Origin of the sequence: Xenorhabdus poinarii G6 (assembly GCF_000968175.1) — a bacterium.
In the GTDB taxonomy this organism is placed as follows: Bacteria; Pseudomonadota; Gammaproteobacteria; order Enterobacterales; family Enterobacteriaceae; genus Xenorhabdus; species Xenorhabdus poinarii.
On record NZ_FO704551.1, the window covers coordinates 1,328,598 to 1,350,859 of the forward strand.

At 44.2% G+C, this 22,262-nt stretch carries 18 protein-coding genes; 6 read left to right on the forward strand and 12 right to left on the reverse strand.

The window, feature by feature from the left end; translation table 11 throughout:
* Positions 1–41: 41 nt before the first annotated feature.
* Positions 42–3,485, reverse strand: coding sequence for a transcription-repair coupling factor (gene mfd, locus XPG1_RS06065; protein ID WP_045958276.1), 3,444 nt, complete (start codon positions 3,483–3,485; stop codon positions 42–44).
* A 564-nt stretch (positions 3,486–4,049) separates the two neighbouring features.
* Between mfd and lolC the strand changes: the two genes are divergently transcribed.
* The 5 genes from lolC (at position 4,050) to pepT (ending at position 9,402) form a co-directional block, all read left to right on the forward strand.
* Positions 4,050–5,252, forward strand: coding sequence for a lipoprotein-releasing ABC transporter permease subunit LolC (gene lolC, locus XPG1_RS06070; protein WP_045958277.1), 1,203 nt, complete (start codon positions 4,050–4,052; stop codon positions 5,250–5,252).
* Positions 5,245–5,946, forward strand: a complete 702-nt coding sequence (gene lolD / locus XPG1_RS06075; protein WP_045958278.1) for a lipoprotein-releasing ABC transporter ATP-binding protein LolD — start codon at positions 5,245–5,247, stop codon at positions 5,944–5,946. Before lolC ends, lolD begins: the two co-directional genes overlap by 8 nt.
* On the forward strand, positions 5,946–7,193 hold the full coding sequence (gene lolE / locus XPG1_RS06080; protein ID WP_045958279.1) for a lipoprotein-releasing ABC transporter permease subunit LolE: 1,248 nt from the start codon (positions 5,946–5,948) through the stop codon (positions 7,191–7,193). The genes lolD and lolE overlap by 1 nt, the downstream gene beginning before the upstream one ends.
* 138 nt (positions 7,194–7,331) lie before the next feature.
* Positions 7,332–8,069 carry a Sir2 family NAD+-dependent deacetylase gene (gene cobB / locus XPG1_RS06085; RefSeq protein WP_173425865.1) on the forward strand — a complete coding sequence of 246 codons (738 nt, stop codon included), beginning with the start codon at positions 7,332–7,334 and terminating at the stop codon, positions 8,067–8,069.
* A gap of 64 nt (positions 8,070–8,133) precedes the next feature.
* On the forward strand, positions 8,134–9,402 hold the full coding sequence (gene pepT, locus XPG1_RS06090; protein WP_045958280.1) for a peptidase T: 1,269 nt from the start codon (positions 8,134–8,136) through the stop codon (positions 9,400–9,402).
* Between the two features lie 102 nt (positions 9,403–9,504).
* Here the strand turns inward: pepT and XPG1_RS06095 are convergent, their stop codons facing one another.
* The 8 genes from XPG1_RS06095 to rluE all read right to left on the reverse strand — a co-directional run bounded on the left by XPG1_RS06095 (position 9,505) and on the right by rluE (position 18,709).
* On the reverse strand, positions 9,505–10,626 hold the full coding sequence (locus tag XPG1_RS06095; protein ID WP_045958281.1) for a ribosomal protein uL16 3-hydroxylase: 1,122 nt from the start codon (positions 10,624–10,626) through the stop codon (positions 9,505–9,507).
* A 245-nt stretch (positions 10,627–10,871) separates the two neighbouring features.
* Positions 10,872–11,510, reverse strand: a complete 639-nt coding sequence (gene hxpB / locus XPG1_RS06100) for a hexitol phosphatase HxpB (protein WP_045958282.1) — start codon at positions 11,508–11,510, stop codon at positions 10,872–10,874.
* A 433-nt stretch (positions 11,511–11,943) separates the two neighbouring features.
* Positions 11,944–13,404, reverse strand: coding sequence for a two-component system sensor histidine kinase PhoQ (gene phoQ / locus XPG1_RS06105; RefSeq protein WP_269450585.1), 1,461 nt, complete (start codon positions 13,402–13,404; stop codon positions 11,944–11,946).
* Positions 13,394–14,074: a response regulator gene (locus XPG1_RS06110; RefSeq protein WP_045958283.1), complete on the reverse strand. Its 681-nt coding sequence runs from the start codon at positions 14,072–14,074 to the stop codon at positions 13,394–13,396. Before XPG1_RS06110 ends, phoQ begins: the two co-directional genes overlap by 11 nt.
* A 663-nt stretch (positions 14,075–14,737) precedes the next feature.
* Complete coding sequence (gene purB / locus XPG1_RS06115) at positions 14,738–16,108, reverse strand: adenylosuccinate lyase (protein WP_045958284.1); 1,371 nt, start codon at positions 16,106–16,108, stop codon at positions 14,738–14,740.
* 80 nt (positions 16,109–16,188) lie between these two features.
* Entirely contained in the window at positions 16,189–16,815 is a 627-nt protein-coding gene (gene hflD, locus XPG1_RS06120) for a high frequency lysogenization protein HflD (protein ID WP_045958285.1), read from the reverse strand.
* Positions 16,816–16,817: 2 nt separating this feature from the next.
* Positions 16,818–17,921 carry a tRNA 2-thiouridine(34) synthase MnmA gene (gene mnmA, locus XPG1_RS06125; RefSeq protein ID WP_045958286.1) on the reverse strand — a complete coding sequence of 368 codons (1,104 nt, stop codon included), beginning with the start codon at positions 17,919–17,921 and terminating at the stop codon, positions 16,818–16,820.
* A 158-nt stretch (positions 17,922–18,079) separates the two neighbouring features.
* The gene (rluE, locus tag XPG1_RS06130; RefSeq protein WP_045960531.1) at positions 18,080–18,709 is read right to left on the reverse strand and encodes a 23S rRNA pseudouridine(2457) synthase RluE; all 630 of its coding nucleotides are present in this window, start codon (positions 18,707–18,709) and stop codon (positions 18,080–18,082) included.
* A 140-nt stretch (positions 18,710–18,849) separates the two neighbouring features.
* Here rluE and icd point away from each other — a divergent pair, with 140 nt between their 5' ends.
* Positions 18,850–20,103, forward strand: coding sequence for an NADP-dependent isocitrate dehydrogenase (gene icd, locus XPG1_RS06135; protein WP_045958287.1), 1,254 nt, complete (start codon positions 18,850–18,852; stop codon positions 20,101–20,103).
* Positions 20,104–20,224: 121 nt separating this feature from the next.
* Here icd and XPG1_RS06140 read toward each other — a convergent pair whose 3' ends face one another.
* The 3 genes from XPG1_RS06140 to XPG1_RS06145 form a co-directional block, all read right to left on the reverse strand.
* Complete coding sequence (locus XPG1_RS06140; RefSeq protein ID WP_045958288.1) at positions 20,225–21,352, reverse strand: site-specific integrase; 1,128 nt, start codon at positions 21,350–21,352, stop codon at positions 20,225–20,227.
* On the reverse strand, positions 21,333–21,578 hold the full coding sequence (locus tag XPG1_RS17455; RefSeq protein ID WP_071825337.1) for an excisionase: 246 nt from the start codon (positions 21,576–21,578) through the stop codon (positions 21,333–21,335). Before XPG1_RS17455 ends, XPG1_RS06140 begins: the two co-directional genes overlap by 20 nt.
* 159 nt (positions 21,579–21,737) lie before the next feature.
* Positions 21,738–22,262: a phage N-6-adenine-methyltransferase gene (locus tag XPG1_RS06145; RefSeq protein ID WP_045958289.1), complete on the reverse strand. Its 525-nt coding sequence runs from the start codon at positions 22,260–22,262 to the stop codon at positions 21,738–21,740.

The following is a 22,262-nucleotide window of genomic DNA, read 5'->3' on the forward strand; positions in this document are numbered from 1 at the left end:
GATAAACCTGAATGTCTTTAGCTCAGGTATCGCTTTTATGGTTAATCAAATTTGTGTTGATCAAAATTTTCTAATAATTGCTGAATAAAAGATAAACGGGTCGTCCGTTCGGTTAATTCAGTAATAAATTTCAACTTAGATGGCCCATCCAATCGGTAAATATTGGGTTGCGTTTGTAACAAGCTAATCAGATAGTTTGGATCGACTTTATTGTGATGGCTAAATTCAATGAATCCCCCTTTTTCATTGGCTTCAATCCGTTTGATACCAAATCGTTGAGCCATCAGACGGATGGACGCCGATTGTAATAATTGACGCCCTGCATCGGGCAGACTCCCGAATCGGTCAATCAGCTCCACTTTCAGTTCATCCAATTCGGCATTATCCTGAGCACTTGCGATACGTTTATAGAAAGACAAACGCATATTAACATCGGGAATATAATCATCAGGCAAAAGCACCGGCATACGCAATTCTATCTCAGTCTGTTGGTTGGTGAGATCTTCAAGCGAAAGTTCTCGCCCCTGCTTGAGTGCATCGACAGCGCTTTCCAATAACTCCATATAGAGAGTGAAGCCGATGCTGGCTATTTGTCCGCTTTGGTCTTCTCCCAGCAATTCACCCGCTCCCCTAATTTCCAAATCGTGAGTTGCCAGCGCGAAACCGGCACCCAGATCTTCGAGGGATGCAATGGCTTCCAGACGTTTTTGTGCATCGCTGGTCATGGCTTTTGGATGGGGTGTCAGTAAATAAGCATAAGCCTGATGATGGGATCGCCCGACACGGCCACGTAATTGATGCAATTGTGCTAAGCCAAAGTGATCTGCGCGTTCAATAATGATGGTATTAGCACTGGGAATATCAATACCTGTCTCAATAATCGTGGTACAAACCAGCACATTAAAACGTTGGTGATGGAAATCCGTCATAACGCGTTCTAAATCACGCTCACGCATTTGCCCATGCCCGACAACGATCCTGGCCTCGGGAACCAATTCTTCCAGGCGGGCTTTTGCTTTTTCAATGTTTTCAATATCGTTATACAAATAATAAACCTGACCACCACGTAAAATTTCACGCAGGATGGATTCACGTACCACAAGGCTATCATATTCACGCACAAACGTTTTGACCGCCAAACGGCGTGCCGGCGGCGTCGCGATAATGGAGAGATCGCGCATACCACTCATTGCCATATTGAGTGTTCGGGGGATCGGGGTGGCAGTCAGTGTCAGTACATCGACATCAGCCCGAATCGCTTTAATTCGTTCTTTATGGCGGACGCCGAAGCGATGTTCTTCATCGACGATCAATAAGCCGAGATCTTTCCAGCGCAAATCACTTTGCAGTAGTTTGTGAGTACCAATAATGATATCCACTTTTCCTTCTCCGGCCAGCTCAATGACCTGTTGCTGCTCTTTGGCACTACGAAAACGTGACATGACTTCAATATGTACAGGCCAGTTTGCAAAGCGATCGCGGAAATTATCATAATGCTGCTGCGCCAATAACGTTGTTGGCACAAGAACGGCAACTTGCTTATTGTTACTGATGGCCAGAAATGCCGCCCGCATGGCCACTTCTGTTTTTCCAAACCCGACATCGCCGCAGACCAGTCTGTCCATGGCAATAGGTTGGCACATATCATCAAGTACTGCATTGATCGTCTGTTCTTGATCAGGTGTTGTATCAAATGGAAAACTCTGACAGAACAGTTGGTATTGCTCATGATCGCGTTTGAATGCAAAACCGGGTTTAACAGCGCGTTGTGCGTAAACATCCAAGAGTTCGGCAGCAACATCACGCACTTTTTCAGCTGCTTTCTGGCGTGCTTTACTCCATGCTTCTCCACCGAGCTTGTGTAGCGGGGCGCTTTCTTCTGTTCCCCCGGCATAACGGCTGATGAGATGCAGGGAAGAGACGGGGACATACAGTTTATCGTCCCCGGCATAAGTCAGGATAAGATATTCTGCTTTGATGCCACCTGCTTCCAGCGTTGTCAATCCCTGATAACGTCCAACGCCATGCTCAAGGTGAACGACAGGTTGACCGTGGCGGAGTTCTGCGAGATTGCGAATTAACGTGTCGGCATTGATAGTGCGCCGATTATCCTGACGACGACGGCTGACGCGTTCGCCAAGCAGGTCACTTTCACCGATAAACGCGAGCTGGTTGTCGTCATCAATAAAGCCCTGATCCGCCGCACCAACCATCAAATAATGACCAGGGCTATCGGCATCGGCTAATTGTTTGATGGTTTTCGGATGGATGTTGATGCGTGAGAGTAATTCTTGTACTGATTCCCGACGTCCCTCACTTTCGACTGAAAACACAATCTTGCCACTGAATTGCGTGATGAAACGGGATAACTTATCCAGTGGCATTTTTTGCTGCGCAACGATCGATAAATCTGGCAGAGGTTGATAGGCGAGATTGGTATTTTTGGCTTTTTGAGGAAGGGTTTCATGATCAACTTCAATACGAGGCCAGTTTTTCAGTTCTGAAAAGAGTTGATTAACAGGTAACCAAAGCTGTTCAGGTGCGAGTAACGGCCGCATAGTATCCACTTTGCGGCTTTCAAAACGTTGTACCACATCCTGCCAGAAGCGCTCTGTCGCACTGACTAAACGTTGGGTAATCAGCAAGGTATTTTGGGGAAGATATTCAAAAATGCTAGGCAACGGTTGTTTAAAGAACAGTGGTTGCCAATATTCAATGCCAGCCGGGAGGATCTTTTTACTGACTTGCTGATAAATATGTTCTGAATCACGACGGACCTCGAACTGTTCACGCCACTGGCTGCGAAAGAGCTCAATGGCATCCTGATCAATGGGAAACTCATGAGCGGGCAATAAATTGATTTTTTCCACTTCGGCCAATGTTCGTTGAGTATCGACATCAAAGGTGCGCACGCTGTCTATTTCATCATCGAAAAAATCAATGCGATAAGGCTGTTCACTGCCCATCGGGAAAAGATCCAACAAAGCGCCGCGCGTGGCGAACTCACCATGTTCAAGGACTTGGTCAACATTGCGATAACCCGCTTGTTCTAATTCTGCCCGCAGTTTATCACGTGAAAGATGCTGTCCCTTGTGCATGACCAAAGCATGCCCTTTAAGATACTCGTGTGGGCAGACACGTTGCATTAAGGTATTAACGGGGAGAATGAATACCCCTTTCGTCATAAAGGGTAAGTGATAAAGTGTGGACAGGCGATTGGAAATGATTTCTTGGTGAGGCGAAAAGCTATCGTAAGGTAAAGTTTCCCAATCTGACATGAGGTTGATTGGCGCGGAGGTGAATTGTTGAATTTCATCACGCAATCGTAGGGCATTCTGCATATCTTTGGTCACCAGCAGTATTGGCCCTGAGTGACGTTCAATGATTTCGGCACATTCAACGGCACAAGCCGCACCCATCAAATGACCCAGATGGCGGCTATCACCGCGACGTTCAGGAAGTTGATAACGATATTTTGCTGACATAAGCGTTTGATGTGTTCTCTAAGATTCAGTCCATTCCCAACACATTTTTGACCCAGTAGCTTTACAATGAATACCCTGGCAGGTTGAGAGAAAGTAAAAAACACAGAACCAGGATACCGGTGGTTCCATAAGATACTGCTTTCTTCATTATCCCTGAACACTTTGCTTTGGCAACTGTTGCGTGACAGATTTTATGCCACCTTAGTCATCTGGGACAGAGAAGAGGCGCTTAATGGACTAAATTTGCAATCTCGGCTTCGTAAATCAAAAATCTTGCCTGTAATGCTTGCAGCTCTGCTGATTTCTCCTTTGGAATGCCTTTTTCCTTCTTTGTGCCGTTACCTGTCACTCTTCACTATTCTCAATGTTAAAGTGTGTGAAAAGCGTTCAACCTGAAAGGGTGGCAAGCAAAACCCGGTAAAACGGTGGTAGTATGTCGCCAGCAGTAAAGTCAACTAAGATAGGTTTTAGTTTCATAACCGGTATTGCATACATAGAGATAGAACATGGCATGTTTCATCGATCTATTATTTCTAAATAAACTTCTTTAATACGGCGGATGTTATGTTCCAATCTGTCTCATTATTTATCGGGTTGCGCTATATGCGCGGGCGAGCGGTCGATAAATTCGGCCGTTTTGTATCATGGCTGTCGGCGATCGGGATTACGCTTGGCGTGGCAGCTCTGATTACCGTCTTGTCAGTGATGAATGGTTTTGAACGTTCGTTGGAAAGTAGCATCTTAGGTTTTATGCCACAGGCTATCATTACATCGGAAAAAGGCGTTATTAACCCGGCTGAACATCCGAGTAGTCAGCTTGCAGGATTAACGGGTATTAACCGTATTACTGCTATCGTGCAGGGGGATGTGGTACTCCAGAGTTCTCATAATGTGGGAGTGGGTGTTATGTTGGGCATCAATCATGACGAATACTCGCCATTGGTAGAACATCTGGTTAATGTTGATCGCAGCCAGTTACAACCTGGACGTTATTTTATCATTTTAGGCGAGAAACTGGCGGCAAACCTGGGGGTTAAGCGGGGTGATCAGATCCGCGTTATTGTACCGAGTGCCAGCCAGTTGACACCGATGGGCCGAATTCCTAGCCAGCGTTTATTCACCGTTGCGGGAACATTTTTTGCCAATAGTGAAGTTGATGGCACAGAAATGCTAGTGAATCAACAGGATGCGGCCAGGCTGTTACGCTATCCCCTTGATCATATTACCGGTTGGCGTTTGTACCTTAGTGAACCACTCTCCGTTGATCAGTTGAGCCAACAGACGCTGCCTGACGGGCTGATATGGAAAGACTGGCGCGAACGTAAAGGGGAGTTTTTTCAGGCTGTTCGCATGGAAAAAAATATGATGGGGTTATTGTTGAGCCTGATTATCGCTGTAGCTGCGTTTAATATTATTACTTCGCTCTCTTTGCTGGTGATGGAAAAACAGGGTGAAATCGCCATTTTGCAGACCCAAGGGCTGACTCGCCGTCAGGTAATGGCAATCTTTATGATCCAAGGGGCGGGAGCCGGTATCATCGGTGCTTTACTGGGAACGGGGCTGGGGCTACTGCTTTCTAGTCAGTTAAATCATTTCATGCCAGTTGTCGGTTTGCTGGCTGAAGGTATTCAATTGCCTGTAGCAATTAATCCTCTGCAAGTGATGATGATTGCCGTCAGTGCCATGCTGATTTCCTTAATATCGACGTTATACCCTTCCTGGCGCGCGGCTGCCGTCCAACCTGCTGAGGCTTTACGCTATGAGTAATCATCCTTTATTACTGTGTCATCACCTGTATAAAAAATATCAGGAAGGAAAAGTGTCGACGGAGGTGTTAAAAGACGTCACTTTTTCCATGCAACAAGGGGAAATAATGGCCATCGTCGGGAGTTCAGGTTCTGGTAAAAGTACGCTTTTGCATTTGCTTGGCGGTTTGGATTCACCGACAACCGGTGAAGTTCTTTTCAGGGGACAATCACTTAACCAAATGTCCTCGTCTGCGCGGGCAGAATTACGTAATAGAGAAATTGGTTTTATTTATCAATTTCACCATTTATTACCTGACTTTACGGCGTTAGAAAATATTGCAATGCCACTTCTGATTGGTGGTCAAAAACGCCGTGCTCAACAAAAAGCGTTGGATATGCTGGCGGCGGTTGGTCTGGAAAATCGGGCTCATCATCGACCATCCGAACTGTCAGGCGGAGAACGGCAACGTGTTGCGATTGCCAGGGCGCTGGTAAACGAACCTGCATTAGTCCTGGCAGATGAACCCACGGGGAATCTTGATCAACGGAATGCAGACAGTGTGTTTCAACTTTTGCAAGAATTAAATCAACAACAAGGCACGGCATTTTTGGTGGTCACTCATGATCTGAAACTCGCCAGGCAACTGGCGCGTCAGGTAGAAATGCGGGACGGGTATTTACAGGATGAGTTAACCCTGACGGGGGAGATGTAATGGCAAATTTGCCGCTGGCATTATTGACGGCCTTGCGATTTAGCCGGGGTCGACGTCGTTCCGGTATGGTTTCCCTGATCTCGGTTATTTCGATGTTAGGTATTATGTTGGGGGTTGCCGTGCTGATTATTGGTCTGAGTGCCATGAATGGTTTTGAACGGGAACTGAAAAATCGGGTACTGTCTGTTGTGCCGCATGGGCAAATTTACGCGGTGGATCAACCTTTTCAAGACTGGCAAACCGCACTTAAGCGGGTAGAACAGACCCCGGGTATTGCGGGCGCTTCTCCTTATATTGAGTTTACTGGCCTGATGGAGCGAGGGGATAAACTCCGGGCGGTGCAGGTACGTGGTGTAGATTTGGATACGGAGGTACGTGTCAGTACTTTGCCTCAGTTTGTGCGTCATGGGGAATGGCAGACGTTCAGTGCGGGTAAAAATCAGGTCATTTTGGGGCAGGGGCTGGCTAATGCACTACACGTGAAACAAGGTGATTGGCTGACGGTGATGATCCCCAATAATGATGTCAGCCTGAAACTTTTGCAGCCCAAACGGGTTCGCTTACAAATTGCGGGCATTTTTCAGCTAAGTGGGATGCTGGATCACAGCCTGGCACTGGTTCCTTTGCCGGATGCCCAACATTATCTGGATTATGGTCATGCAATTACCGGTATTGCAATCAAAGCCGATGATGTTTTTGCGGCAGATAAACGCGTCTGGGAGGCGGGTAATGCGACGGGAAAATACGTCTATATCAGTACATGGATAAAAGATTATGGTTATATGTACAACGATATCCAGATGATACGGGGCATTATGTATTTAGCGATGGTGCTGGTGATTGGTGTTGCCTGCTTTAATATTATTTCAACGCTGATTATGGCGGTGAAAGATAAAAGCAGCGATATCGCCATATTACGTACCCTCGGCGCCAAAGATAGCCATATCAGAAGAATATTTTTATGGTATGGATTACTGACAGGCATGATAGGTAGCTTAGTTGGCGCAGTGGCCGGGGTGCTTATCTCATTAAATCTGACCGCGATGATTCAGGGATTAGAAAAACTGCTTGGACACCAATTCCTGTCCGGCGATATCTATTTTATCGATTTTCTGCCGTCAGAATTACATTTTATTGATGTTATTTACGTTCTGTTTACCGCACTGTTATTAAGCTTATTAGCAAGTTGGTATCCTGCTCGTCGGGCCAGTCAACTTGATCCGGCTCGGATTTTGAGCGGTCAGTAATCGGTTAAAGTATGTAGGTTAAAATATGAAAGCGTGTTTCAGCACGTTAACGTATAAAAACGTACAGCGTTGGCTTGTCCGTTTCAGGCGATGAAAGGTCAGCGATTGCATAGACAAAACTTTTAAAGAGATATTCGTTTGGCAAATAAAATAGAAAATCCTCGTGTGGTGGTGCTGACGGGAGCAGGGATTTCTGCTGAATCAGGTATTCGAACATTTCGTTCTTCCGATGGTCTTTGGGAAGAGCATCGGGTCGAAGATGTTGCGACGCCTGAAGGTTTTCTGCGTGACCCGGAAATGGTTCAGGCGTTTTACAATGCACGTCGGGAACAGCTCCAGCAACAGGAAATCCGGCCTAATGCGGCACATTATGCGCTGGCGGAACTCGAACGCCAGCTTGGTGAGCGTTTTTTGTTGGTGACTCAGAATATTGATGATTTGCATGAGCGGGCGGGAAGTCATCGTGTTTTGCATATGCACGGTGAATTGTTGAAAGTGCGGTGTTGTCAGTCCGGGCAGGTCATTGAATGGACAGCAAACCTCACGGTGGATGACCGTTGTCATTGTTGCCAATTCCCGGCGCCACTGCGGCCTCATGTTGTGTGGTTCGGCGAAATGCCATTGGGAATGGAGCAGATTTATGCGGCGTTAGCAGAGGCTGACATCTTTATTGCTATCGGCACCTCGGGTCACGTTTATCCCGCTGCCGGCTTTGTTCATGAAGCTAAATTGTCTGGCGCACATACTGTTGAGTTGAATCTTGAACCGAGTCAAGTCGAGAGTATATTTGATGAAAAGCATTATGGTTATGCCAGTAACATCGTGACTGAATACGTTCAATCCTTACTTCATCAGATGCAGGCCGATAAAAACTGATTTGACGCAATACTGACGCTATTCATCTTCTTCATAATCTATTCATATTATTTAGGGGGAGAAGATGAATAGATTATTAACGCGTTTTTTAAAATATATTGCATTCAATACCCAATCAAAACCATCCACTAAGACTATTCCCAGTAGTGAAGGTCAATGGGATCTCGCCAAAGCATTATATGAAGAACTGATCCAACTTGGTTTTAGCGATGTGACGCTCAATGAGCGGGGATGTGTGATGGCAACCTTGCCATCCAATGTCGCCACGCTGGTTCCGGTCATTGGTTTTATTGCACACCTCGATACTTCACCGGATTTTCCGGGTAAGCGGGTTAATCCTCAAATTGTGGAAAACTACCGTGGTGGTGATATTGCATTAGGGGTGGGAGATGACGTTTTGTCACCCGTCAGATTCCCGGTATTACATCGTTTATTAGGAAAAACCTTAATTACGACGGATGGAAAAACTTTGTTAGGTGCAGATGATAAAGCCGGGATCGCTGAAATTATGACCGCCATGGTGCGTTTGAAACAGAAAAATATCCCACATGGTGATATTCGGGTGGCATTTACGCCCGATAAAAACAGTGGCCGGGGCGTGCACTTTTTTGATATCGAGGCGTTTGGTGTCGAATGGGCTTATACCGTGGATGGGGGCGGTGTAGGCAACCTGGAACTTGAAAATTTCAATACGGCAGCCGCCACCATCAAAATTGGGGGGAACAGCGTTCATCCGGGCAGCGCTAAGGGCATCATGGTCAATGCATTGACAATAGCAATGAAAATTCATCACGCACTGCCTCCCGGAGAAACCCCTGAGCAGACGGAAGGTCATGACGGTTTTTATCATTTGCAAAGTATGAAAGGGCATGTTGAACGTGCCGAGATGCACTATATCATCCAGGACTTTGATCCCGTTCATTTCGAAAAACGCAAAAAAAATCTCCTTGCCATTGCGGAAAAGGTCGGAAAGGGGTTGCCTTCGGAATGTTACATTGAGGTTGCTATTGATGACACTTATTACAATATGTCTCCTGAAGTGCGGAAATATCCCCATGTGATTGCGATTGCCAAACAAGCGATACAGGATTGTCATCTTGAGCCTGTCATCCAGCCAATTCGTGGTAGCACGGATGGTGCTCAGTTATCTTATCGTGGCCTGCCTTGCCCGAATATTTTCACCGGGGGTTATAATTACCACAGTAAGCACGAGTTTATCTCATTGGAAGGCATGGAGCAGGCGGTCGATGTGATTATGCGGATTGCTGAACTGACGGTCAGTTACGGACATGATTGTTATGACGGAAAGGATGACCATGACTCACAGGGTTAAGGAGGTATGGATTGAGTCCGGTCGGGGACAGAACTCAATCCATGATGGGGGCATTATCTGTATCTAACCTTTTGGGGTTAGCACTGTGCCCCTTTGTTCAGATTAATCATTAAAATACCAATAACCGCTATTGATCAACGCGGTAAGCAGGCTGATAAACCGAACATCGTCGATTGCATCACCCAGCCGTTCAGCATTGATTTTGCTGTATTGGCAAAGCGCATCGGCGGCATCTCTATGCGCAGTATCCATCAATTCGCCATTGACAAAATAGTGGTCGCCAACACGTAATACCCGCAGTCCGCTTAAGCGATTTAACTCTTCACCTTGTTTTAGTAAATCATAAATCTCATCGCTCTCGTAAGGCGGTTCAGGTGGCGCCAGATCCAACTCATGACGGGATTGAGAGATAAATTCACCAAACCAATGTTGGAAAGTCTCGGGTTGTTCCAGTAGATCGCGCATCATTGAACGCAGCGTCTCCAGCTCGTTTGTCTGGATCTGCGCAGGGTTATCACGGAATGTCAGTTCAGGATCGCTGTAGCGATAGCTACCGAGTTCGTTTGCCAGAATATAATCAGCAAAACCACTGAACAATTCACGCGCGTTGGGCGCCCGGAAACCCACGGAATAGTTCAGTGAATCCTCAATCGCATAACCTTCATGTGGAAAACCGGGTGGAATATAGAGTATATCGCCCGGCAGCATTTCTTCATCAATAATGGCCTCAAAGGGTTCAACCTGTAATAAATCAGGATGCGGGCAATGTTGTTTCATGGGTATTTTTTCGCCGACACGCCAGTGTCTACGGCCTTTACCCTGAATGATAAAAACATCATATTGGTCAAGGTGGGGGCCAACACCGCCGCCGGGTACTGAGAACGAGATCATCAAGTCATCCATGCGCCAGTCAGACAACACGCGGAATGGCTTCATGAGAGCAGCAGAGGGAAGATGCCAGTGGTCAACGGCTTGTACAAGTAAAGACCAGTCTTTTCCGCCTAAATGGTCGTAGGTTTCAAATGGCCCGTGGGAAACCTCCCAACGCCCATTTTTCTGACTGACCAAACGGCTATCGATTTCATTTTCCATCGCCAATCCCGCCAGTTCATCGGGGGAAACGGGATCAATAAACTGATGGAAACCCTGTTTAATCAGCAATGGTCGTTTTTGCCAATGGTTTTGCAAAAACGCCTGCCAGTCCAGATTTAGCTGATAATCCATGGTGACATCCTGAAGTGAGAGGTGAGTTTCCCGCTATTATAAACGAATAGTCAGTGACGATATCAGATTTGGTTGGAATATTTTGAGGTGGAGCGCCTTGTCATACGCAAAACGTGCCGTACCGAACAGGGCGTCAAGATAAAGTCATCGACGTGGTAGAGGCTTGTTGTTAGAAATGTTAGTACGCCCCTTAGGGGTGAAATCAATGCCGCCTTCTATGAAGGCGGATTTTTACTAGGAATCCATTAAATTATTGTTCCTAATTCCCATAGCTTTTTTATCTTCCAATCCGCTAAATCCCAATATGAGTCATCATATTCACTATTATTTGGTATCACGACACATTTCATTGAAGCTGCTTTAACTGCGATCATGCCAGTTTTGGAATCTTCTATTCCGATACACTCCTCAGGTAATACATTCATTTTTTCGGCGGCATTAAGATAAACCAATGGGTGTGGTTTATTATATGGCATATCATCCGCTGAAGATATATATTCAAAATAATGATCGATACCACATTTCTCAATGATTTTTAATATTAATGATCGTGGTGAAGCAGAGGCAATGCCAATTTTAATATTTTTCACCACTAATAGATTTAAACATTCTACCACACCATCCATCAGTGGGTTTTCTGTCAGGATTAATTCAATTCCTTTTTTGAAAAAATCCTTTTCAATTTTAGATTTATCTAAATCATTTTTATGATAAAGCCTACACGCTTTATCGACCATCCCAGGTACTGGTACACCTATCATACTTAGCATTTCATCATAGGTGACTGGAACACCATAATGATTTAAAATTTGCATACCTGCTTTTTTCCATAATGGCTCAGAGTCTATTAGCACACCATCCATGTCAAAAATTACTGCTTTCATTCATCATCCTCTTTGTTTAGTTATATCATGTTACAATTATAAATGAGTCTTTAAAAGGCTAATGTAAATCAATAAAATAATCACCAGTCAGAATAATTTATTTTTAAATATTTTTTGAGACTCTTCCATTATTTTTTTACTGACTACTATTATCATCATTAACAACGTCCATGATAAAAACATTACGATAATAATCGCTTTATTTTATCTCTTTATATCATTTTCATCCGTCAATGACATCGATTAACAAGACATAATGACGGGTATGCATATGGCGTCCGAAAGTGGCAATCATTCCAGCTAACTCAAATTAACGTTTCGGAGTCATGAACCATGACGACGATGAGAAAGTTGGAGGATATATTGCTTTCAACATGATGAAATAGTGAGTTTTAATCTTATAGCGCTTTCGCTGAAATGGCAACAAAACGACTTAATCTTTCAGGTGATTGTTGTTTTGTAGCCGAAAGATGACTTGCACTCTCGCGCCACCCAGCGGGCTATCCTCAATATTTATGCTGCCTTGGTATTGTTCAACAATTTCAGAAGCTATCGACAAGCCTAGCCCCTGACCTGGTTGCAAGGTATCTACTCGCAAGCCCCGCTGAAAAATCATTTCGCGTTTGTCAGGGGGAACACCTAACCCATCATCATCAACAACAATAATGAGTGCGTTTTCTCCTGTCATGAGAGTGACGTTGACACGTGTCCGGCAATACTTACATGCATTTTCCAGAATGTTGCCCATCACTTCATAAAATTCATGTTCTTTTCCAAGCCATGTCACCTCGGAGGGAGATTCGAATGTAATGACAACACCTTTATGCTGGTAAACCTTTGTTAGCGCAGTGATGAGTTTATTCAGCAAGGTTGAGACCGGAACACGCTGCTTTAAGAGAAAACTATCGTCACTGCGGATATTGGCTCTGTGCAGAGAGTATTTAATTTGTTGCGATATTTGCTGGATTTGCTCAAGCATCATGGGTTCTGTTTGTTCAAGGGGCAGGTTTTGCGGGGGATGTAGAGAACGTAGCGTCGATTGCAGCACGGCTAAAGGCGTTTTCAGGCTGTGAGTCAAATCGGCGAGTGTGGTTTGATATTTTGCATGACGTTTGCGTTCATTGGACAGTAATTTGTTTAAATTGATGACCAGCGCGCTTAGTTCAGCGGGCGGGTTTTCATCCAGTTTTTCCCTTTCGCCATTTTCTAGCTCATTGATCTGTTTAGTTAATAAATTGATGGGCTTAAGGCTCCAGTTAGCAGCGAATAAGATGAAGGGAATCACCAAAAGTAAATTAGCAATTAAAACATAGCCAAACCACTTCCATACTTTTGCAGATTCTTGTCTATCTTGTGGAACGGTATCAATAATAACAATCACCATTTCAGGCAGTTTGTTCGTTGCCGGATAAATATTGACGGCCACTGAATAGGTTAATAATGTATTTTTGTTATTTTTATCATATTTATCATTTTTTGTTTTATACAAACAGTTATCTTTATTATTAACATTATCATTATTTTTCAGCTCGATGGTGTGGAAGCCATTTTTTTTCAACCAATTAGGGTTAATGGCATTTTCGATTTCGGAACCCCTATTTTCGCGCCAAAGCAGATTGCCCTTATTATCATAGATAAGGGCTAATGATCTGCAATTTATGGTATAGCTTTTGGGAACAATAATAGACAGTTCACTGTTTTCCCATTTTGCCAGCGAATGAAATAAATTACTTTGGCTACGGAGTATGTAATAGCTTGTTTTATCAAAACTCACTAAATATCCAACAATAGCCACCAGGCCATATGAGAACGTTAATGCCAGAATAACCGCGGCCGTTGCCAGAAGAAACCGATATCTTAGCGAAAGATATTTTTTAGAGAAGTTAAGCATCATGGGATTTCACATTGAGGAGATACCCCTGGCTACGAATAGTAACAATGACTTCTTCAGGCCATTCATTCAATATTTTTTTCCTCAACCGCCCCATCACGACATCAATGGTGTGATCTTTGGGGGGTTTATTTTTATATAATTCCCGTATTAACAATTTCTTACTGACAACCTTGCCATTATTGCGCATTAAGGTTTCCATAATTGTGAATTCAAAACTCGTCAACTTAACAATATGACTATTAATAGAAAATTCTTTTTTCGTGATGTTAATTAAAAAGGGAGCAATCTCAATGATCTGCGATGCAAATCCGCTCTGGCGTCGTAGCAAAGCCTGTATGCGGGCATGAAGTTCCGCCGGATTACACTCTTTAACCACATAATCATCTGCCCCGGCATTTAGCACGGTGACTTTCTTTTGCCAGCTATCACTCACAGTGACGACAAGAATAGGTATATTAATTTTCTTATTACGCCAACGTTGTATCATACTCAGTCCGTCTTCACCCGGAAGTGCCAGATCAAGGACAACAACGTCAGGAGGATAGTCTTTAAGATAAAGATCAGCTTTTTTGGTATTGGTGACGCCATCAACTGTATATCCCATATTGCCCAGTTGTGTAACAAGGTGATGGAGATATGTTTCTCTATCTTCAATGATCAGTACCCGCATAATAACTCCTTAAATACTAGCCAGTAAGGTTTATCAAATAAAATTAATATCTAGATAAGTCATTAATTATTTCGATAAGAACAAATAAAACATATATACCCAATAAACGTTGGCTCACATTGTGAGAATGAACGTGTGCCTTATTCCTCCTCGTTGTGCGAGGGGATAAATGCATCTTGAAGTACATGGGTATATCCTCATATAAAGCTAATTATAGTGATGATTTATATTTGTGCTGATACATTAATTCTATAGGCATTAAAAACAAATAGTTGATAAAAACAAATTCATATTTCATTTATCTTTTATATAAGTTTAACTGTTCAGTAAGTGCCGATTTTCGGCGCAGTGGAAAAAGAAATAAAGTGCTAAAAATAAGGGTAACTCTCTGTTTATAGATGTTATATTGTTAACTATGTCATTAGACAGCATAAATATAGCTAATCAACACGACAATTTGAAATATGAGAGCGGTATCCCGGATATGTTAGCGATTTTTTTCTTTATTAAATGCTTTTCTATCGATTTTTTTGTTTTACAGCAAAAAATCAACTTGGTCGTCGTTTAATGAGAGGCATGGAGTTAAGAGATGACGCATATTGGGCAGGAAAATATATGATGGGCGGGGATGAAGCCCGCCCATCGACGTTAATAAACAGCAAATTATTTTAACTGGTCAACCAGTTCTGTAGCATACCCAATGTAGTTTGCGGGTGTCATTGATTTAAGGCGTTCTTTTTCCGCTTCAGGCAGCTCAAGACCATCAATAAACGCTTTCATACCTTCGGCATCAACCCGTTTACCTCGTGTCAATTCTTTCAGTTTTTCATAGGGTTTTTCAATGCGATAACGGCGCATAACGGTTTGAATAGGCTCTGCTAATACTTCCCAGTTGTTATCCAGTTCATCCAGTAAATGCGGCTGATTGATTTCCAGTTTACTCAAGCCTTTCATTGTGGATTGATAAGCAATCAGTGCATACCCCAGGCCGACGCCCAGATTACGCAGTACCGTAGAATCTGTCAGGTCACGCTGCCAGCGAGAAACAGGCAGTTTGCTGGCAAGATGCCCAAGAACGGCATTTGCCAGACCCAGATTTCCTTCTGAGTTTTCAAAATCAATCGGATTGACTTTATGCGGCATCGTGGAAGAACCAATTTCGCCCGCAATGGTTTTCTGTTTGAAGTGGTTTAAGGCGATATAGCCCCAAATATCGCGATCAAAATCGATTAGGATAGTATTGAAACGAGCGACACAATCAAACAGTTCTGCGATGTAATCATGAGGTTCAATCTGAGTGGTGTATGGATTCCATTGAATACCTAGAGAGGTCACAAAGGATTCACTGAATTGGTGCCAGTCAATGTGTGGATAGGCTGACAAGTGCGCATTGTAGTTACCAACGGCACCATTGATCTTACCTAAAATTTCCATTTGTCCGAGTTGACGGAATTGACGTTCCATCCGATAAGCCACGTTAGCAAATTCTTTGCCGACAGTGGACGGTGTGGCGGGTTGACCATGGGTACGCGACAGCAGAGGCAGGTCGCGATAGTCATGTGCCATGCGTGTAATGGTATCAATCAGTTGACGCCATTGAGGGAGCAAAACATCTTCACGGGCTGTTTTCAGCATCAATGCATGTGACAGGTTATTGATATCTTCTGATGTGCAGGCAAAGTGAATAAATTCGGCAACCTGATGCAGGGCAGGAATATGCGCCACTTTTTCTTTCAGAAAATATTCAACAGCCTTAACATCATGATTGGTTGTGCGTTCAATTTCTTTGATACGCAGTGCATCCTGTTCATTGAAATTCGCAATAATTTCATCAAGGTAAGCGTTTGCGTCCGCGTCAAAAGCAGGAACTTCTTTAATTTCTGTTGTCGCGGCCAGTTTTTGCAGCCAACGTACTTCGACCTGCACCCGAAATTTTAGTAAGCCAAACTCACTAAAAATAGTGCGCAGTGCGCTGACTTTATCGCCGTAACGGCCATCAATTGGAGAAACAGCGGTCAGTGAGGATAATTCCATTGGTAGCAACTCCCGGATTTTATTTAACAATTTATGTTTAACAACGTTGGTTTAACCGTTTTGTAGCGGACCGTGTTTATCTAACAGTTCGCCAGAATTTCTTTAGCTTGTCGAATCAGGCGCTGGCGGGAAAACATGATTTGCAGACGGCTTCCACCCACTTGCTGCCATAAAACGGCACTGCGAATCCCCGCCAGTAACACTGATCTGACTTTTGCCTGAATGAGCGTATTACGTAATATTTCAGGTGACCCTGTAACTTGAATACGTGGCCCCAGCGGGCTGATAATATCAACGTAAATTCCTGCAAGAGCGTTAAGCATCCCCTCTGACATCGGTTCAAAGTAGGCTTGCTGACGCTCTAGCTGTCCTATACGATTTGCCAGCTCATTGGCGGCTGACGGATGCTTATTCAAACGGCGTTCTAAAGCCATCAGACTTAACATATATCGGGTAAGATCGGCAGAAACGCCGCTATGTGAACCGTTGAACATACCCAACATTGCTTCAAGGCCAATACGCAGGTTGCCGGCATTGTTGCCGAAAACATCCAGCGTAGAGGTTGGATTCATATTCAGGACACTGTTGATCATGATCTCAAAAGCATCCGTATCACATTGACCTTCATGGGCAAGTTTTTGTACGAGACGCCCAGCCTGGCAGGCACCTGCCAGAGCCAGTGTAATGTCGTAATAATTTTTAGCCACAACTACTCCTGTATACGTTGTTCGATCACACCACCACCGAGGCAGACCTCACCTTGATAGAACACGGCTGATTGGCCGGGGGTGACAGCGGCAACGGGGCTATCAAAACGAACTTCAATTTTATCTTCGCCTAACGGGACGACAGTGCAGGGGATATCATGCTGGCGGTAGCGGGTTTTTACAACGCAGCGCATGGCTGTTTTCAACGGCTGACGATCAACCCAATGCAATTGCTGTGCAACCAGGCCGATAGACATCAGACGAGGATGTTCATGCCCCTGGGCAACGATTAATATGTTGTTTTCAACATTTTTCTCGACCACATACCACGGTTCTTCATTGCCATTTTTTGTACCCCCTATCCCCAATCCTTTGCGCTGACCGAGGGTATGGTACATCAAACCAGTATGTTGGCCGATGGTTTGCCCATCCACGGTCATAATCGGGCCGGGTTGGGCAGGCAAATAACGCCCAAGGAAATCGCGGAACTTACGCTCGCCAATAAAACAAATCCCCGTTGAGTCTTTTTTCTTTGCTGTGACCAGACCAATTTCTTCGGCAATGCGGCGGACTTCAGGTTTTTCCAGTTCCCCGATGGGGAACAGACTTTTGGCAACCTGCTGGTGGCTTAAGGTATATAGAAAATAACTTTGATCTTTATTGCCATCCAGACCACGCAGTAATTGGCTAATACCGTCCACATCCTGACGACGGACATAATGCCCGGTTGCGATATAGTCGGCACCTAAATCTTCTGCGGCAAACTCCAGAAATGCTTTGAACTTGATTTCTTTATTGCAAAGAATATCCGGGTTTGGGGTTCTGCCTGCTTTGTATTCAGCAAGAAAATGTTCGAATACATTATCCCAATATTCGGCGGCAAAATTGATGGTATGCAATTCAATGCCCAGTTTGTCACAAACCGCCTGGGCATCGGCAAGATCGGTGGCCGCCGAGCAGTACTCTTCACTATCGTCTTCTTCCCAGTTTTTCATGAACAGGCCAGCTACCTGGTAGCCCTGCTGTTGCAGAAGGTAAGCAGAGACGGACGAATCAACACCGCCGGACATGCCGACAATGACTTTTTTCTGGCTGTTATCTGACATGGATATATCTCACTGCGGAAAAAAACAAACGCGATACTTTAGCACGTCGGCACTCAAGGTGCATCAAACGTATGGTGCTCTTTTTTATCCGATTCGCTTTATCCGGTTGTTGGCGATGATTATTGAGCAAAGGGTGAACTAAAATAGTGCAGTATCGGCTAAACAAAATTAATCTCTCTCCATTCTCCGGGAGGTAATGAGCCTAATTGCATTGTTCCCATACTGAAACGGATTAAACGCAATGTAGGATAACCTACATGTGCGGTCATTCTGCGGACTTGCCGATTCCGGCCTTCATGTAACGTGATTTTTAGCCAGCTGACCGGAATGTTTTTTCGTTCCCGTATAGGCGGTATGCGTTCCCAAAGCCATGCCGGTTCCTCTACTAATTCAGCGCCAGCTGGCAATGTTGGGCCATCGTTTAAGGTAACGCCGTGACGAAGTTTATGCAGGGCAGTTTCATCAGGGATGCCTTCGACCTGAACATAGTAAACTTTAGCTGTTTTTTTATTAGGTTGAGTTAATTGAGCCTGCAATTTTCCGTCGTTGGTCAGCACCAACAACCCTTCACTATCCCGATCCAGACGACCGGCGGCATAAACATCCGTAAATGGAATAAAATTTTTTAATGTTTCTCTTCCCATTTCATCGGTGAATTGGGGTAGAACCCCATAGGGTTTGTTAAAAATGAATACCCGTCGCGGACCTGTTTGTTTTTTTCTCGGCTTATTATTTTTTCTTTGGCTGAATCGGTTAAGTTGGTGTTTTTTAACAGAGATATTTGTCATCATCAATCATCGCTAGAAATTAGGGTGCGTATTATACCTGAAATCTGTGACCGTTGGCGTTTGCAGAATATTCAAGTAGTATTGACACGTCCCTTACAAAAAATTAACAAGGCACTGCGCTTATTTGAAAGGAGAGGTTAATGGAAAGCAAAGTAGTTGTTCCGGCGGAAGGTAAAAAAATTACGATTGATGCCAAAGGTAAATTAAATGTTCCGAATAACCCTGTAATCCCTTATATCGAAGGGGATGGCATCGGTGTTGATGTGACGCCGGTCATGCTGCAAGTTGTTGATGCTGCGGTTCAGAAAGCATATCGAGGAGAGCGTAAAATTTCCTGGATGGAAATCTACACAGGTGAAAAATCCACACAAGTTTATGGCAAAGACATCTGGTTGCCAGATGAGACACTGAATTTGATCCGTGAATACCGCGTTGCGATCAAAGGCCCTCTGACAACTCCTGTCGGTGGTGGTATTCGTTCATTGAACGTAGCACTGCGTCAGCAATTGGATCTGTACGTCTGCCTGCGTCCAGTACGCTATTATCAGGGGACGCCAAGCCCCGTTAAGCAACCAGAGCTGACTGATATGGTTATCTTCCGTGAAAATGCGGAAGATATTTATGCCGGGATTGAGTGGAAAGCGGGTTCTGCGGAAGCGGACAAGGTGATTAAATTCCTGCAAGATGAAATGGGGGTTAATAAGATCCGTTTCCCTCAACAGTGTGGTATCGGTATAAAACCTTGCTCAGAAGAGGGGACTAAACGTCTGGTACGTGCCGCGATTGAATATGCTATTGATAATGACCGTGAATCCGTCACCCTGGTTCATAAAGGCAATATCATGAAATTCACTGAAGGTGCTTTCAAAGACTGGGGCTATGAACTGGCTCGCACTGAATTCGGTGGAGAACTGTTGGATGGCGGGCCGTGGGTTAAGATCAAGAATCCTAAAAATGGCAAAGATATCGTCATTAAAGATGTCATTGCCGATGCGTTCTTGCAACAGATCTTGTTGCGTCCAGCAGAATACGATGTTATTGCTTGTATGAACCTCAATGGTGATTACATTTCTGACGCGCTGGCTGCACAGGTTGGTGGTATCGGTATTGCTCCTGGTGCAAACATTGGTGATGAATGTGCTCTGTTTGAAGCAACACACGGTACTGCGCCTAAGTATGCAGGTCAGGATAAAGTCAACCCGGGTTCTGTTATCCTTTCGGCTGAAATGATGCTGCGCCATATGGGATGGTTTGAAGCCGCTGACCTAATCGTTAATGGAATGGAAGGAGCGATTGCAGCCAAGACCGTGACTTATGATTTTGAACGCCTGATGGATGATGCTAAGCTACTGAAATGCAGTGAGTTTGGTGACGCTATCATCTCTCACATGTAATTGATTTCATCGATGAATAGATAACGGGGGCTTAATGGTTCCCGTTTTTTATTATCACGGAAGGAATGGTTATCAAAAAATTATCAAAACAAGTTATCAAAACCTGTCAAATTTGAGCAATCTAAATGACGATCTTTATCCAATCTTTACCGCGGTCATCATGATACTTATCGGTCTGCTGTTGCGTTTTGTGTCCCAATAAATCTTTAGTGTTTATACCCTGTTCGCGATATAGTCGTTCTGATAATGAACGCTGTTCATGGAAAGTTGCCGGAGTACCGTCCCCCCAATCAATGTCTGTTTTATCACGCGCTTTCTTAAAGTTTGTTGTTAATGTATTTGCTGTTACTTTTTCTCCGCGTCTAGATTGCGATGTGGTGTGAAAATAATGAATTAAATACGGGCTAAGGACACGATCACGGCATTGTGCAACAACCTCTCTGAGGGAAATATTAATGGCATTGCATCGCAATGCTAGCGGAATGGCTAACTTGACGCCTGTTTTTTCTTGGGAAATATGTAGGTGATCATCCCAAATATCGGCAAATTTCATCTCTGAAATATCACCTAATCGTTGCCCAGTCACAATAGCCAACAGCATGGCATTGCCCATATATCGATGCTGCGAGTTTGCAATTTCGAATATCTGTTTCCATTCTTCCAATTTCAGCCGTTGGCGGGTAATTTTTCTACGAGGTTGCTTAGTTGCCAATGCAGGGTTATAGCCAGGGGGGACTTCTCCTGCATGTTGCGCCTCTTTGAATACATCTATCAGAACTGAGCGAACAACCTGTGCCATGCGTGGCTGTCCTGCGATTTTATATTCGTCTAAAATGCTTGCAATGTCGCGAGCATCAACAGAGGGCAATGGTTTCATAGCAAGAGCCTGCCTCATTAATTCCACTGGTTTTCTTTTCTGTTTAAAAGTATTGGGCTTTATATCCCCTAGACTCAGCCTTTCTTCCTGTATTTGCCAATACTTATCCAGCCAAGTGTTGACGGTTATTTCCTTCCCATTTACTTTTGCAACCCTATCACTAATCGCCATTACCTGCCTGCTGCGTTGCTCAGCCAGCCGACTATTGGCCTCTATAGCGATTTCTTTTGCTTCTTGCTCATTATCCCCCAGAGAATGGTATTTTCCTGTGATTGGGTGACGATAGCGCCAATACACCTTATTAGCCTTTCGGCTAAATAGTGGGTACAAGTTCGGAATATTGACATTATTTTTACGGGGTCTGGCAGCCATCACTTAAGATCCTCTGTAATTTAGGATTATCTGATTTATTGATAGTTGGTGTAGCTAAACACCCAACCAATTCCGCATCTTCTCTAACCCTCCAAATGCCGCCTTCTTTTTGTGCTGGAGGATAAAAATATCCACTTCTAGCATAACGTTGAAGGGTGCTCAATCTAGGCGGGCGACTTCTGTATCTATCGTTCGCCCACTCATCCAGAGTTAGCATTTGCATGATATTATCCTCTGTATAATTTAAACAATCTCCTGAGATGCAATTTAAATCTCATACGAAATTCAATCCATTGCGGCACTCCCTCGCCACCTGTTTGTGTCCGTTCTCGAATTCGTTAGTCATGGGTGTTTGCAAATAAATCTATTCTCAGGCTCATGCTATTTACCTCAATTGTTCATTGCCGATACCAATTAAATAATCTCGGTCAACCGTTGTTATTATTCCGCGCGGGCTAGTGAACGGACGCCAAATTAACAACAGGCTGCCTTTATTATTCCCATTTACTGTTTTTTGAGTTACTGCATTAACAAATGAGATTCGCCCGCCTGTTATTAACCTGACCTCATCAACCGTTTTCATTGCCAATTTAAACCAACCTACTGAGGTATCAGCGGGAACTAACATCACGATAGGCTGTAGTTTTCGACATTCGATGGCGGCTTTCTCTACCCACGGCGTAATTTTGGAATAGGGTGGATTACACCAAATGCTGCCATAACTCAACCAATCACATTCCAGTGCATTATCTCGTTCCGTGAGATAATGGCTGCACAGGGTATTATCAGCAGAGGCGGCTGCATCTAAATAAAAACCGAATTCCAAATCGAGTGCTGTAAATAATGGGAGGGGCGTTTGCCAGAGGTCTTTAAATTCTTTGGGGGTGTTACTGCCTCCGAAATCTGTCAT